This is a genomic window from Rhizobium sp. Root491, from assembly GCF_001427205.1.
GTDB classification, from domain to species: domain Bacteria; phylum Pseudomonadota; class Alphaproteobacteria; order Rhizobiales; family Rhizobiaceae; genus Agrobacterium; species Agrobacterium tumefaciens.
In genome coordinates this window covers 42,193-57,390 of sequence record NZ_LMFF01000014.1, presented here as the reverse complement: position 1 = coordinate 57,390, position 15,198 = coordinate 42,193, and the positions used below count along the sequence as shown (strand labels likewise).

Below are 15,198 nucleotides of genomic sequence, written 5' to 3'. Positions count from 1 at the left end.
GTCCTCTCGGGCTTGAAGCACAATAAAGGGGAGCATCATGGCGCTCGCACAATTTCGTCTCGAAAACTCATGGCATCCGCTCGAAGATTCCGCATCGGGTGGCTTCACCTTCACCCTGTTCAATCTTTCCAGCGAGCCGGTGAAGGATTTCCGGATCGTCTATACGTCGCTGACGCGGACCATCGACAAGCCCGTTTGCGGCAATGCCGTCTATCTGCGCCGCAATGCCAATTTCCATGAATTTGCGCCGCCACGGGGTTTCGTGCTCGAAGCCGGGAAATCGTGGCGTTTCACCGTTGACGGCCTGCTCAGGCCTGCCCGCCATCGCACAGACGGTGCGAAATCCGCCTATATCAGCCTTGCCGACGGCACACATCGCGCGGTTGATGTCGCTGACCTGATGCTTGACGGGCGCCATAGCGAGCCGGCACCAGCCCTGCTTCCCGAAGGAAAGCTCGATCTGCCCTTCGCCATCCAGCCCTGGCCTGCAGAAATCGATGCCGCGCCGGGCGAAGACTTCCCCGTCGCACTCTTCCCGACGGAAGAGGCAGGCAAGGAAGAAGTGCTTGCGGTGGAAACTGTTTCGTCGCTTTTCCGCAGGCTTTTTGCCGTTGGTCACGTGCCTTTCAGCCTCGCGCCTGTTCATGAGGGCAAACCGCTTCGCTTCAAGCAACATAGCGGTCTGGAAGCTGAAGGTTATCGCCTGTCTTTCTCTGATGACGCCGTCGTCGTGGAATATTCGGCCGCTGCAGGTCTGCAATACGGCCTGACTGTGCTCGCGCAATTGCTGCACGGCGCGCGCACCGATACCAAATTCCGTTTCCCGGTTTCCGGCACCATCGCCGATGCGCCGCGTTACAGCTGGCGCGGTTGCCATCTGGATGTCTCGCGACAATTCTATCCGACCGGTGATGTCGTGCGGCTGATCGACATTCTTGCATGGCTGCGCATGAACCGGTTCCATTGGCACCTGACGGATGACGAGGCTTGGCGTCTCGAAATCAAGGCTTACCCGCTGCTGACGACAGTCGGCGCGACGCGCGGCCCGGATGCGCCGCTTCTGCCGCAGCTCGGCAATGGGGCTGAGCCGGTTTCCGGTTATTACACGCAGGATGATGTTCGCATGGTCGTCGCGCATGCGGCGGCACTGAACATCGAAATCGTGCCGGAGGTCGATATTCCCGGCCACAGCACGGCGGCTCTCGTTGCCTATCCGGAGCTGACGGATGGGCAGGAAGCGCCGGACAGCTATCGCTCCGTACAGGGCTATCCCAACAATGCGCTCAATCCCGCCATCGAGCCGACCTATGAATTCCTTGGCAAGATATTCGACGAGATGGTGGAGCTTTTCCCCTCGCGGCTGATCCATATCGGCGGCGACGAGGTAGCAGATGGCTCCTGGCTTGCCTCGCCGCTTGCCAAGTCGTTGATGGAAAAGGAAGGCCTCGACGGCACCTTCGGCATTCAGTCCTATTTCATGAAACGTATTCAGGGGATGCTGCATGAGCGCGGCCGCCAGCTTGCCGGCTGGGACGAAGTTTCGCACGGCGGCGGCGTCGATCCCTCGGGAACATTGCTGATGGCGTGGCAGAAGCCGGAAGTTGGCCTGGAGCTTGCAAAGCAGGGCTATGACGTCGTGATGACGCCGGGACAGGCCTATTATCTCGACATGGTGCAGGATGAAGCCTGGCAGGAGCCGGGCGCAAGCTGGGCCGGCACCGTTCCGCCGTCGCATACATATGCTTACGAGGCAGTCGGTGAGTTCCCCGAGGAATTGAAGGAGCGAATGAAAGGCGTTCAGGCCTGCATCTGGTCCGAGCATTTCCTCAATCGCGCCTATTTCAACCATCTGGTTTTCCCGAGACTGCCCGCCATTGCCGAGGCGGCGTGGACGTCGAAAGCGCAGAAGGACTGGCTGCGTTTCTCCGCCATCGTCCGCTTGAGCCCGGTCTATTGAGAGGAAGGCGAGATGCGTATTGCCGTTGGTGGAATTCATACCGAATGCAGCACCTATTCGCCGGTGCTGATGCGTCAGGAAGATTTTCGCGTCTTTCGCGGGACGGAGTTGCTGGAAGCCGAATATTTCAATTTCCTCGGCGAAGGCGGGGCGGAGGTGTTGCCGCTTCTGCATGCGCGGGCGGTGCCGGGTGGTCCCGTGTCGCGCACGGCCTATGATGCGTTCAAGCAGGAATTCTTGGAGCGTCTCAAGGCCTGCCTGCCGCTCGACGGGCTTTATCTCGCCATGCATGGCGCGATGAATGTCGAGGGAATGGACGATGCGGAAGGGGACTGGATTTCCAGCGCCCGCGCCGTAGTCGGACCGGATGTTATCATTTCCGCCAGCTACGACCTGCACGGCAATGTCAGCCAGTCGATCATCGACCAATTGGATATTTTCGCCGGCTACCGAACTGCGCCGCATATCGATGTGCGCGAGACGATGGTGCGGGCGTGGACGATGCTCATCAAGGCTCTGAAAACTGGCGAGAAGCCCGGTGTGGCATGGGCGAAAATCCCCGTTCTCCTGCCGGGTGAAAAAACCTCCACGGAAGATGAACCGGCCAAAAGCCTCTATGCCGTCTTGCCGCACTACGACGCGCGGCCCGGCATTTGGGATGCGAATTTCATGATCGGCTACGTCTGGGCCGATGAACCAAGGGCGACGGCCTGCGCTGTCGTGACCGGGACGGACAAAGAGGCCGCGCAGGCGGTCGCCTCGGAGATTGCGCAATCCTACTGGAATGCCCGACAGGATTTCCGTTTCGGTCCCGTGACCGAACCGCTCGAGGTCATCATGGATATTGCGGAAAAAACAACAACCGGGCCGATCATTCTGGCGGATTCCGGCGACAATCCGACCGGCGGCGGGGTGGGCGATCGCGCCGATGTTCTGGCGGCGTTAATTGCGCGCAATTGGCAGGGCGCGTTGATCGGCGGCATCACCGACAAGCGGGCGGTCGAGGCCTGTTTTGCGGCGGGCGAGGGCGCGGCGCTTTCCCTGAAGATCGGCGGCAGTCTCGATCCCGAAAGCCCTTCCATCACTGTCGAAGCCAAGGTCCTGAAACTGGACGATCCAGGTGCTTCCGATCAGCGGCAAGCGGTAGTCGTCATCGATGGCATTACCGTCATTCTGGCTGCAAGGCGCAGGCCCTATCACATGATCGCGGATTTCACCCGTCTGGGCTTCGATCCGAAGGCGGTAAGGCTGCTGGTCGTCAAGTCAGGTTATCTTTCGCCGGAGCTTGCGCCCATCGCCAATCCCAATCTCATGGCGTTGACGGAGGGGGTTATCAATCAGGATATCGAAAACCTCCCCAATCGCCGCCGGGATGGCGATTTTTACCCATGGAAATCGCATTTCAACTATATCCCGAAACCCATCCTTTCGGCCCGCTGGCGATGACAGCGGTTCGATAGCATTTCATTCAGCGATCCGGCCGTGCCGGATCATCTCAGGCGAACCTTCATGCCGTCGGCTCTTTCCATCGTTTTCAACAATCCGTCGATCCGCATCGGGGCGCTCGCCATCCTGTTCTTCGGATTTTCGAATGCCGCCACCGCCCCCTATCAGGCGGTGATCGGCATTCGCGAAATCGGGCTCAGCAACACCGTCTATTCCCTGCTGATGCTGTTTGCCGCCATCATCAATGTCAGCGCCAGCGTGCTGATGGGCATCGTTGCAGACCGGCTCGGCGAATATCGCAAACCCATGTTGCTGATCGCGCTTTTCGGCGTCAGCGGCTATCTGCTGGTTTATCTCGTTGGTAATGCCACCGCCTTCGTGACCGCAAAGCTGCTGCTCCTGCCGATTTTCGGGGCGATGAACTCTCTGATTTTCGCGCATGTGCGCGCCGATGCCCGCAATCTTTCGACGGGCGACATGATCGCGGTGAATTCGATCATGCGGGCCACGATTTCGCTTTCATGGGTGCTGGTGCCGGGTATCGTCGGTATTTTTCTCGTAAACTCCGGCAATATGCTGATGGCTTTCCTGTTCTCAGGCATTTGCGCGCTTATCTGCTTTCTGCTGGTCGCCTTCTGCCTGCCGCGCACGGCGACGCCGACATCGGTGAACACGCAGGCACGCTTCGGTGTCCGCGCTTCACTTGCGGAAATCGGGGAGCGACGGGTGCTGCTGCGGATCATCGCCATCGCGCTCATCTGCTCGATGCTACATCTCAATGATTCCATCCGCTCGCTCATCATAACGGGTCAGGCAAAGGGAACGGTCGCGGATATCGGTATCGTCGCTGGCATCGTTGCCGCGCTGGAAATCGTCTTCATTCTGCTGTGGGGCTGGATCGAAAAGAAGGTGCCGCAAACGCTGACCCTTGCGGCGGGAGCGGGGCTTTATGCCGTCTACCTCATCCTGCAGGGGCTCGCGACGGCACCTTGGCATATCTATGCGCAGACCTTGATCAGCGCGCTCGGCGCAGCCGCCATCATCAGTATCCCGATCACCTATCTGCAGGAACTGATTGCGGATCGGCCGGGGCTTGGAAGCTCGCTGATTGCCGTCAACATCTTCCTCGGCGCGGGTTTGGGTGCGCTGATTTTTGCCGTCGGCACGCTCGTCACGAGCTATTCAGGCACTTCAATCCTGGGAGCGGTTGTAGGTCTCGGCGGCGTTTACATGCTCTACGCGCTTGATGGGAAGGGCCGCCGCAGGTAGAGCGTCGGACCGAAAAGTGTGGGCGGTTTTCGGATAAGCCGGCGCGAAAACACGGCACATTCAAAAGAAAGAGGTTACGATGATTCTCGAGATTTGCGTGGACGACGTGGCCGGTCTGGAAGCGGCGGTCAGGGGTGGTGCCGACCGAATAGAACTTTGCGCGGCATTGTCCGGTGGCGGTGTGACGCCATCTGCGGGTTTCATGCACCGGGCGGCGGCCTACGCCCTGCCGGTGAGCGTGATGATCAGGCCGCGCGCCGGGGATTTCGTGTTCACGCGCGACGAAGCCGATGTGATGAAACGCGATATCGATGCGGCGCGCGCGGCGGGGCTTTCCGGCGTGGTGCTCGGTGCCTCGCTTGGCGATGGCTCGCTTGATATTCCCCTGCTCGAAGAACTGCGCCGCCACGCCGACGGGCTCGATATGACGCTGCACCGGGCGATCGACGTTGTTCCCGACATGGATGAAGCATTGGAGGCCGCTATCGCGCTGGGTTTCCCGAGAATTCTGACCTCCGGGGGCGCGCGTTCGGCGCTTGAGGGCATCGAGACCTTGGCCCGATTATCCGAGCTTGCCGCCGGGCGAATTGTCATCATGCCGGGGGCCGGGGTGCGTCCACCAGTCGTGCAGACGTTGCTGGACCGCTTTCCCATTACGGAGATCCACGCATCCTGTTCCGCCATTCCGTTTTACGATCCGGAAAGCCGGGTGGCGAAACTCGGTTTCACCGGCGCGGGGCGCAAAGGCACCGATGAAGAGGCCGTTCGAGAGTTAAAGGCAATCCTCACCGCTCATCAAAAAGGCGGCGCAAAGCTCTAGCCGTTCCTGCGGCGCCATCGAGATCGAGGTGGATCACGTCGGGTCCCGGCAGGGCCAATGCCGCCCTGATGGCATCGGCCATGGATTGCGCAGAGATATCCTTCTCTTCCAGAACCTGTGCCAGTCCCAGCCGCGCCAGCCGTTCGGCGCGGGCGCTCTGTTCCGTTTCGCCATCGGCCGCAAACGGGATCAGAAGCGAGCGGCATTTTGCCTGTAGAATATCGCAGACGGTGTTGTAACCGGCCTGCGAAACCGAAAGCCGCGCGCCGGCAAGCAGGCTTGCGAAATCCTTGCGGAAGCGGAAGATGGACACATTTTCGGGCGCCTGCGCCGAGATCGCATCGAAATCTGCCTGCGGCATGTTGGGGCCGGTTATGAGGCACCAGCTTTTGATCTCTTCCAGCAGAGGCGATGCCTCAAGTGCGGCCCGGATAAGGGCTGCACCAACGGCACCTCCGCCAGCGGAAACGACGATATCGAATTTTTCCGCCGGTTCCGGCGATGGCAGCGGCGCGACGAGGCCGGTATAGACAACGCGCTGGCTGATTTCGCCGGCAAGGGGAAAGGTCTCCTCCAGCCGGACGAAATCCGGATCTCCGTGGACCAGCACCGCGTCGAAATGTTTCTTCACCAGCGACACGGTTTCTTCGTCACGGCCGGGTTTGGTTTTTTCCTGCAGAATATCGCGCAGCGACGTCATGACGAGCGGGCGTGGTTCACTGTCCTCGATCTCGCGCAGAAGCGGCAGCAATTCGAAACGCACCTGCCTGCGGCCGAAGGGGAAGGCCTCTATGATGACGATATCCGGCTTTGCGCCGTGATAAGCGCCGATCAGCATATCCGTTCGCAGCTTCTTGAAGTCGTCATCGACCGGTTTGCCGGAACTATCGACAAGGCCGGAAAAGCTGCCGTCGCTGACGGCGATCGGCGGCAATTCGACATGGCGGATGCCTTCGCCCGGAAAGCCGGGAACCGGGGTGCCGCCTGTCACCAGAACGACATCGAAACCATCAGCCTGAAGGGCGTTGGCAACGCGGCTGGCGCGGGCGATATGGCCGATGCCCAGAAGGTGCTGGACGTAGAAGAAAACGGAAGGGCGCTTTTCCGTATCGGTCATGGCGTTTTTTCCCACTCGGTTTCGAACAGCGTCTTCAACTCGGCAATGCTGGTGCGGTTGTCGAAGGCGGTTCGCACACGGTTTTCCGCCGCACTACCCAGACGCTCACGCAATTGTGGATCGGTAATCGCCGTGCGCAGAGCCTCGGCGAAGGCAACCGGATTTTCGGGCTCCGTCAGCAGGCCGTTTTCACCGTCCACGAAGAATTCCGGAATGCCTGATATATTGGTGGAAATGCAGGCCAGCGCCTGGCTGGCGGCCTCGATCAGCACATTGGGAAGACCGTCGCGGTCACCATCGCTGGTGATGCGGCAGGCAAGGGCGAAGAGGTCGGCCTCGCGGTAATTCTCCAGCACCTGTTTCTGGTCCATGGCGCCGGTCCAGAAGATCCTGTCGGCGATGCCAAGCTCGTCGGCGAGTTTTTTCAACCCGGCAAGTTCGTCGCCGCCACCTATATGGGTGAAACGCCAATGGATGTCCTGTGGAAGCGAGGCCAAAGCCTGCAACAGAATATCGATGCCCTTTTTCTTGACGGCCCGTCCAACACTCAAAATCCTGACCGGATCATGAGCGTCCGATCCATCTCTTTGCGGACGCGGCGTGTCGAAATGCGGGAAGCGGGTGAGATCGAGACCGTGATAGCTCAAATGCACATTCTGTTTGACGCCGGAAAGGGTGCGAAGATGCTGAAAGCCGCTTGCGGTGCAGGTCACGGCCCAGCGGGCGCTTTCCAGCTTTGCGGCAAGGTCCCGGTCGCTGGAGGTCCAGATATCCTTGGCGTGAGCCGAAATCGTCCAGGGCGTGCCGGTGATAAGATGTGTATAGGCGGCGACCGAGGCGGGTGTGTGGATGAAGTGGACATGCAGCCACCCGGCATCTACAGGCCATTCGTGCGCCAGCACGGCCGCCTGCCCGAAACGGCGGAAGCGGTTGCGGCTGAGATCATGCGGCAGATCGCTGAAAAACCGACGCAGCGCCTTGGTGAAGCCTGGCTTTTTGCGGCAGGCCCACAGGGCCTTCAGCACGCGGATGGGCTCGTCATGCAGATATTCCGGCAGGTAGGTCACGGGTGCGCGGATTTCATCGTGAACGGGGTGGCGTTTTTTATCCGTCGGGCGGCGCATGGACATGAGTTCCAGCTTAAGGCCAGCCTTTTCAAGCCCCAGAAGTTCCTGGGCGATGAAAGTCTCGGACAGGCGCGGATAGCCCTTGAGGAGCACCACGATTTTTTTTGTGTCGGTCACGTTGCGCGTGTCTCTTTTGAAGCGGTGGTTGTCGGGGAGCCGGTTACGCTGTCAGCGTTATTGGCACCTTGTCGCCCTCGGGCGGCAGCCATTCGGCTATCCGTTTCGAAATGTTTTCCAGACCATCGAGCTTCAGGTCCTGCGAATTGACGGAAGGCGGCGCGCGATTCGGCAGCGCTTTAAGAGCTGCCGCCATTTTTGCCGGATTCTCGGCATCCTCAGGTAAAAGCATGTCGAAAAGGCCGAGCTCCGACGCGCGGCTTGCGCGGATAAGCTGCTCCTCCCTCGGCACCGTGCGCGGCACGACGAGGGCAGGCTTGTCGAACGACAATATCTCGCAGACGGTGTTGTAGCCTCCCATCGACACGACGGCCTGAGCGCCGGCAACGAGGTCTTCCATGCGGTTGTCGAATTCGATGATCTCGATGTACGGAATATCGGCAACACTGCTCATGAATCGCTGGCGCTGGTCTGCCGGCATGTAAGGGCCGAGCACCACGAGCGCCTTGTGCGTCAGTTCGCTATCATGACGGTAGGCGTTGATGACGTCATCGATCAATTCGCTGCCGTCACCGCCGCCGCCAGTGGTGATGAGAAGATAGTCACCCTCCGGCCGGTGCGCCACGGTTTCCGCCTGCGTTTTGGAGCGTTGCAGGAAGCCGACGAAATCCATCTTGTCGCGAACGGTCTGGGGAACGTCGAGCCCCGTCAAGGGGTCGTGGAAGTCCGGCGGGCCATAAATCCAGACGTGGTCATAGAACTTGCCGATCTTGGTCATCACGTCATTGCGCTTCCACTCCGCTTCAAGCAGCTGCGGTGCATCCATGACGTCACGGAGGCCGATGACAAGCTTGGTTCCCTGTCCCTTGAGATACGCAAGCGTTTCCTCCACCTCGCCACGAAGACCCATGGGCTCCTTATCGACGATGAAGATGTCCGGCTGGAAGCTTTCGGCAGTGTGATAGATGATGGAGCGGCGCATCTTCAGTGTTTCCTGAAGATCGATATGCCGGTCCATGGAGGTGTATTCGCCGTTGCGCAGCTTGATGACGCTCGGGATTTTCACGAAATCCACACGAGCGCGATAATCGAAGGCGCCGGCGATAGTCGCACCCGAAATGATAAGCACGTTGAGGCCGCGATAATCCTCCACCAGCGCGTGAGCGATCGTGCGACAGCGTCGCAGATGTCCGAGGCCGAAGGAATCGTGGCTGTACATGAGGATGCGTGCGTCGTTCAGACGGGAGGTCATCGGCCACACCTCTTTTTGCCTTTCCCAAAAAAGGCGATGGCGGAAGAGCAGTTTATCAAGGCGTGTTCCATTTTATCTGAAGGGATCCGCAGCATCACGTAGTCCGTCACCGAAGAAATTAAAGGCCAGAATGACGAGAACAACCGGAATCGTCGGGATGAGAAGCCACGGATATAGCGCAATGACGCTGACGCTGCGCGCCTCCGTGAGCAGAATTCCCCAACTTGTGATCGGCGGCCTGAGGCCGAGACCAAGGAAGCTCAGCGCGGTTTCGCCGAGAATCATGCCCGGTATCGTCAGCGTCGCCGAGGCGATCAGATGTGACATGAAACCGGGGATAAGGTGCCTGCCGATGATGCGCGGCGTGCCGGCGCCCATCAGTTGTGCAGCCAAAACATAGTCTTCCTCGCGCAATGCCAGCAATTTGGAGCGCACGGCGCGCGCCAGTCCCGTCCAGTCCAGCATGCCGAGAATAATTGTGATGCCAAGATAGACGAGGATCGGACTCCAGGTCACCGGCATGATCGCTGCGAGTGCGAGCCACAGCGGAATGCTCGGAATGGATTGCAGGACTTCGATGATACGCTGGACGATGAGATCGAAAGTGCCGCCGCGATAACCTGCAAGACCGCCGATCACAATGCCGAGAACGAAGCTCATGGCGACACCGAGAAGGCCGATCGTCAGCGAGATGCGCGCGCCGTAGATGATTCGCGACAGCACGTCTCGTCCAAGCCGGTCGGTGCCGAGCAGGAACATTTCACCACCTTCGGCCGGACATACGAGGTGGGTTCTAGCCTCGATCATGCCCCAGAAATGATAGGTATCGCCCTTGCAGAAGAAACGTAGCGGCTGGATATCCGTCGGCACATCCCGGTAGACACGCCGCAGATTGTCCATGTCGAGCGTCATTTCCCGACCATAGACGAAGGGCCCGACAAATTTTCCGTCATTGAAAAGGTGAATGGCCTGGGGTGGGGCGTAGATATGCTCGATATTGCGGGTGTGAAGATTGTAAGGCGCGAGGAACTCGCTGATCAGGATCGAAAGATAAAGCACCACCAGAAAGGCGCCGGACCAGACGGCGATCTTGTGCTGGCGGAACTGCCACCACATGAGCCGCAGCTGCGACGCCTTGCTGAAGGCCGCCATTCCGGACGTATTGGGTTCGATGAGCGACGGGTCGAACGGCGCCGTCGAAACGTAGTGGGGCAGTGCTTCGCCGGATGTCGGGATGGATGAAGTCATTTGACGTTACCACCTCCGAAGCGGATTCTCGGGTCAAGTATGGCAAGGGCGATATCCGACACAAGAACGCCGATCACCGTGAGGAAAGCAAGGAACATCAGGAAGGAGCCGGCCAGGTACATGTCCTGGCTTTGCAGCGCCCGGATGAGCATCGGACCGGTTGTTTCGAGCGACAGCACGACGGCGGTGATTTCCGCGCCTGATATGATGGCGGGTAGGATCGAGCCGATGTCCGAGATGAAGAAATTCAGCGCCATGCGCAGCGGATATTTGATCAGCACCTTGAAAGGGTGAAGCCCCTTGGCGCGGGCGGTTACGACATATTGTTTCTGCAACTCGTCCAAGAGGTTGGCGCGCAGGCGGCGGATCATGCCGGCCGTGCCCGCCGTTCCGATGATGAGGACGGGTATCCAGATATGTTCGAGAATCGATTTGAACTTTGGCCAGCTCATCGCCTGGTTCAGATATTCCCGATCCATCAGATGGCCGATGGAGATGCCGAACCAGATATTGGCGAAATACATCAGGATCAGCGCCAGCATGAAGTTGGGGATGGCGATGCCAAGCAGACCGAGGAAGGTCAGGCCGTAGTCGCCCCAGCTATATTTGTGCGTGGCGGAGTAGATGCCGATCGGGAAGGCAAGAATCCAAGTGACGATGATGGTGACGAAGGACACCAGAACCGTCAACCACAGACGGTCTCCCACAACCTCGTTTACCGGGAGCTGATATTCGAAAGAATAACCGAAATCGCCAACCAGCATGCCGGTTGCCCAGCGGAAGTAACGGATCGGCGCCGGCTGGTCGAAGCCATAGCGGACGCGCAACTCCTCGATTTCGGCAAGGTTTGCGGTCTCGCCCATGGCGCGCAGTTCGGCGACGTAGCTTTCGAAATAATCGCCCGGCGGCAATTCGATGATGGTGAAGACCAGCATCGAGATCAGGATCAGCGTGGGGATCATGACGAGGATGCGCTTGAGAATATACCGCAGCATATCAGGCGTCTCCGTCATACCAGAAGGCATCCGGCATGTAGATGCCGAGATACGATGTGGGTTCAAAGCCGAAAAGCGCCTTTTCCGGCACGTTTCGCATGCGTTTGACATGGACGACGGGTTGTAGCGCGCCGTTGACGATGCCGATGGAAAATACCTGCTGCGTGTAGATACCAAGCATTTCCAGCCAGATTGCCTCGCGCTCTTCCTCGGTGACGCTTCGGCGCCATTTTTTCAGGAGATCGAGCAGATGCGCTGCTTCCGGCAGGTCAGGCTCCTTGCCCTCGCGCCCGCCGGACAGATAGTGGATGCCCCAGACCGGCCATTGCAACTGGTCGTCGCCGGTGGGCGCAAGGCCCGAAGGCAACATGTCGGGGGTCGGCACGCCATTGTCCATGCCCATCCACACCGACATCAGCACCTCGCCGCCCATGGCGCGCTTGCGGAAGACATCGCGCTGGGTCGGGCGGACCGAAACCGCAATGCCGATATGCCGCCAGTGGTCCGTGACCAGTTCCATCACGTCCGTTTCGAGCGTGCTTTCGCCTGTGGTCTCGACGATGATATAGGCTGGACGGCCGTCCGGCAGAAGCCGGTTGCCGGCGCTGTCGCGCTTATCGAGACCTGCTTCGTCAAGCAACCTGTTGGCCATCGCCCGGTCGAAGGCACTCCAGGCCTCGGCAAATTCCGGTCGGTAAAGCGGGCTTTCCGGCAAGACGGTGTCGGCGCTTTCCTTGGCCAGCCCGTAAAAGCAGACCATGTTGATTTCGTGCCGGTTTATAGCGAGCGACATTGCGCGGCGCACGCGCACGTCCTGGAAACAGCTCCGCCATACAGGATCGGCGCAGTTCAGATTGGGCAGAAGCGCAATGCGCGAACCTTGAGAGCGTTTGTAGAGGTTCACCTTTAGAGGAAAGCGCTTTTCGGCATCCTTCAGGAAGGTGTAGTCGGCGAAATCGAGGCCGAAATATTGCAGATCGCTGTCACCCGACGCCGTCTTGGCCGAGATGATGTCGGAGGACGTAACGTTCAGCAGGAACCGGTCGAGATAGGGCAGTTGCAGGCCGTTTTCGTCGACACGGTGATAATAGGGATTGCGCTCGAAAACGAACTGTTCGGCCGGTGGCGAAGTCGTATTGCGCCATGCGTCCAGCGTCGGCAGAGCGGGATTTTCCGGACGGACCTGCCGCGACATCTTGATATGCAGCCCGCTCCAGTCATCCGCCTTGTTCTTCTTGATGAGCTTGGCGAGGTTTTCCGCGGTCTGATATTTGATGTGGAACTGCTTCATATAGGCGGCGGGCAGGAAAAGCCGCGCGGGCGATGCTGCTGCGAGCTTTGCCAGAAAATCGGGGTTCGGACCTTCCCAGGTATAGCGCACCGTCAGCCGGTCAATGACTTCGATCTGGGGAGGATTGTTGTTGACCAGCAGTTCGATTGGCGGGCCGCCCTTGTGAATTTCCTTATTGAGAGCAACATCCTCCCAGAAATACCGGAAATCCTCGGAGGTTAAATCGCTGCCGTCGGACCATTTGTGGCCTTCGCGTAGCTTGAAGGTGAAGATGCGTTCGTCCTGAACGTCGTAGCTTTCCAGAATGTCGGGATGAAGCTCGAATTTTTCGTCGTAACCAACCAGGCGGGCATAGTTGCTGATGGGCATAAGCCGGATATCGCGCTGGCCGCCGATCAGCATGCGCACGGAACCACCGTGTTTTCCGGGCTCCCGGCCAAGCGCCTTCATATCGATGACGCGCGGGTTTTTCGGCAAGCGCTCGGCAATATCAGGCAGCTCACCTTTTTCCCGCTTTTCCTTGAAGTAGGCGGGGTCGGTATAGGCAGCGCGCGCATAGGTCGGCAAAAAGACGGATGCCATCAAGGCAAGGGTGGTGCGGCGCGTAATCACGAGCGAAGCTCCCTGATGTCGGCATTGCCATTTGCGAGAACGAAATGGCCATCGCCAAGATCGGCAGAGATCATTTCGCCGTCACCCTCGTCGCGGAATTGCTTGCCCCAGTCGAACTTGCCCGTCGCGCTGATCTTGCCGATGGTGCGGAAATCGAGCGGACGGTCGAGATCGGGAAAAGGCACGGCCGCCAGCAACGATTTTGTATAGGGGTGAACCGGAGAGCGCATCATGATTTCCCGCGGCGCCAGCTCGACGATGCGGCCCTCGCACATCACCGCCACGCGGTCCGCCATGTAATCCACCACTGCCAGATTGTGCGAGATGAAGAGGTAGGTAAGTCCGAGGTCCTTCTGCAAATCCTTGAGCAGGTTGAGGATTTGCGCCTGCACCGAGACATCTAGGGCAGAAACGGGTTCGTCGCAGATCAGCAGTTCGGGACCCAATGCCAGGGCTCTGGCAATGCCGATACGCTGCCTCTGGCCGCCTGAGAAACTGTGCGGATAACGGTTCAGCGCGCTTTCTCCAAGGCCGATTGCCTTGACGAGATTACGGACTTTTTCCGCGCGGTATTTCGCATCGCCCCGTCCATGGATTTCAAGCGGCTCGCTCAAAATATTGCGCACGGTCATGCGCGGTGAAAGCGATGAGATCGGGTCCTGGAAGACCATCTGTATCTTCGACCGCAGTTCCTTTAGATCGCCGTCCCTAGCATTGAGGACGTCGATATCGCCCTGCGGCCGGTGAAATGTCACGGAGCCTTCATCCGGGCGAACGGCGCGCATGAGGATTTTGCTGACGGTTGTCTTGCCGCTGCCGCTTTCGCCGACGAGGCCAAGGCATTCTCCCCGGCGGATTTCAAAACTGACGCTGTTGACCGCCTTGGTGGCATTGGCATCGCGGCGGCTGAACCAGCTTGACTTCCGGGTAGTGAAGGTCTTGCTGATATTCTCCACGGTCAAGAGCGGGCCGGGTGTTTTGTTCACTGCGGCGGTCTTCTTGCCGACAAGGCTTTCGTGGTCGACGGTGATCTCACGAAGCGCCTTCAGCCTCTCACCCGGCTTCATGTCGAAATGCGGCACGGCGGCCATCAGGCCCTTGAGATAGGGGTGGCTCGGTGCCTTGAAAATATCGTCGACCGTTCCGGCTTCCATGATCTCGCCCTGATAGATCACGGCAACCTCGTCGGCGATGTTTGCCACCACGCCGAGATCGTGGGTGATGAGCAGCATGCTCATGTTCAGCCGGCTCTGGAGATCGCGCAGGAGTTTGAGGATTTGCGCCTGTATGGTTACATCAAGAGCCGTCGTCGGTTCGTCGGCGATCAGAAGCGCGGGGCGACAGATCAGTGCCATGGCGATCATGGCGCGCTGGCGCATGCCGCCCGACAATTCGAAGGGATACATGTTCACGACCTTCTTCGGGTTGGAAAACCCTACAAGGTCGAGCGTCTCATACATTTTTTCCGCGCGCTCGGCCGGCGACAGGATGCTGTGGATTCTCAGCGCTTCGTCAATCTGGTTGCCGATCGTGTGCAGCGGCGAAAAAGACGTCATGGGTTCCTGAAAAATCAGCCCGATGCGATTTCCGCGTATAGCGCGGATTTCCCGGCCGTCCTTCGGCAGTTGCAGCAGATCGACGGGGCCGGCTGCGGCATTTGCGGGATCGGTAAACAGCACGCGTCCGTTCACGCGCGCCGTCTTGGGGTGGATGCCCATGATCGTCTGGCCGATGACGGATTTTCCGGAGCCGGATTCTCCGACAAGCGCGGTCACTTTTCCCGGAAGAATGCGAAGGCTGGCACCCCTCACGGCGTCAATCGTGCCACCCATAAGAGAAAACGAGACCCGCAGATTTTCAATACGGAGCAAATCTGCGCCTGCGCTCATGCTAAAGGGTTCCTTGCCGTCTCTCTTTATCGTTGTCTTGTGACAATTTGCTCAGGAG

Annotated in this window: 11 protein-coding genes; 4 read left to right on the top strand and 7 right to left on the bottom strand. The window is 59.1% G+C overall.

Translation table 11 applies throughout. The annotated features are described in order from the left end of the window. The first annotated feature begins 37 nt into the window (after positions 1-37). From ASD46_RS15225 to ASD46_RS15210, 4 genes are all read left to right on the top strand, one after another. Positions 38-1,957, top strand: coding sequence for a beta-N-acetylhexosaminidase (locus tag ASD46_RS15225; RefSeq protein ID WP_025594524.1), 1,920 nt, complete (start codon positions 38-40; stop codon positions 1,955-1,957). Between the two features lie 12 nt (positions 1,958-1,969). Beyond that, the gene (locus ASD46_RS15220; protein WP_025594522.1) at positions 1,970-3,403 is read left to right on the top strand and encodes a M81 family metallopeptidase; all 1,434 of its coding nucleotides are present in this window, start codon (positions 1,970-1,972) and stop codon (positions 3,401-3,403) included. A gap of 63 nt (positions 3,404-3,466) precedes the next feature. Then, positions 3,467-4,672, top strand: a complete 1,206-nt coding sequence (locus ASD46_RS15215) for an MFS transporter (protein WP_025594521.1) — start codon at positions 3,467-3,469, stop codon at positions 4,670-4,672. 79 nt (positions 4,673-4,751) lie between these two features. Next, a complete protein-coding gene (locus ASD46_RS15210; RefSeq protein ID WP_025594519.1) occupies positions 4,752-5,492 on the top strand; it encodes a copper homeostasis protein CutC in 741 nt (246 codons plus the stop codon). Here ASD46_RS15210 and ASD46_RS15205 read toward each other — a convergent pair. The 7 genes from ASD46_RS15205 to ASD46_RS15175 all read right to left on the bottom strand — a co-directional run bounded on the left by ASD46_RS15205 (position 5,458) and on the right by ASD46_RS15175 (position 15,140). Further along, positions 5,458-6,609: a glycosyltransferase family protein gene (locus ASD46_RS15205; RefSeq protein ID WP_025594517.1), complete on the bottom strand. Its 1,152-nt coding sequence runs from the start codon at positions 6,607-6,609 to the stop codon at positions 5,458-5,460. The genes ASD46_RS15210 and ASD46_RS15205 overlap by 35 nt on opposite strands. Further along, positions 6,606-7,853, bottom strand: coding sequence for a glycosyltransferase family 4 protein (locus ASD46_RS15200; protein ID WP_025594515.1), 1,248 nt, complete (start codon positions 7,851-7,853; stop codon positions 6,606-6,608). The genes ASD46_RS15205 and ASD46_RS15200 overlap by 4 nt, the downstream gene beginning before the upstream one ends. 43 nt (positions 7,854-7,896) lie before the next feature. Continuing rightward, positions 7,897-9,105, bottom strand: a complete 1,209-nt coding sequence (locus ASD46_RS15195; RefSeq protein ID WP_003516795.1) for a glycosyltransferase family protein — start codon at positions 9,103-9,105, stop codon at positions 7,897-7,899. 72 nt (positions 9,106-9,177) lie between these two features. Next, positions 9,178-10,353 (bottom strand): ABC transporter permease, encoded by a 1,176-nt coding sequence (locus tag ASD46_RS15190; protein ID WP_003516796.1) that lies wholly within the window; start codon positions 10,351-10,353, stop codon positions 9,178-9,180. After that, positions 10,350-11,348 carry an ABC transporter permease gene (locus ASD46_RS15185; RefSeq protein WP_003516797.1) on the bottom strand — a complete coding sequence of 333 codons (999 nt, stop codon included), beginning with the start codon at positions 11,346-11,348 and terminating at the stop codon, positions 10,350-10,352. Before ASD46_RS15185 ends, ASD46_RS15190 begins: the two co-directional genes overlap by 4 nt. A 1-nt stretch (position 11,349) precedes the next feature. Further along, complete coding sequence (locus tag ASD46_RS15180; RefSeq protein WP_025594514.1) at positions 11,350-13,251, bottom strand: ABC transporter substrate-binding protein; 1,902 nt, start codon at positions 13,249-13,251, stop codon at positions 11,350-11,352. After that, complete coding sequence (locus ASD46_RS15175; RefSeq protein WP_025594512.1) at positions 13,248-15,140, bottom strand: ABC transporter ATP-binding protein; 1,893 nt, start codon at positions 15,138-15,140, stop codon at positions 13,248-13,250. The genes ASD46_RS15180 and ASD46_RS15175 overlap by 4 nt, the downstream gene beginning before the upstream one ends. Positions 15,141-15,198: the final 58 nt, after the last annotated feature.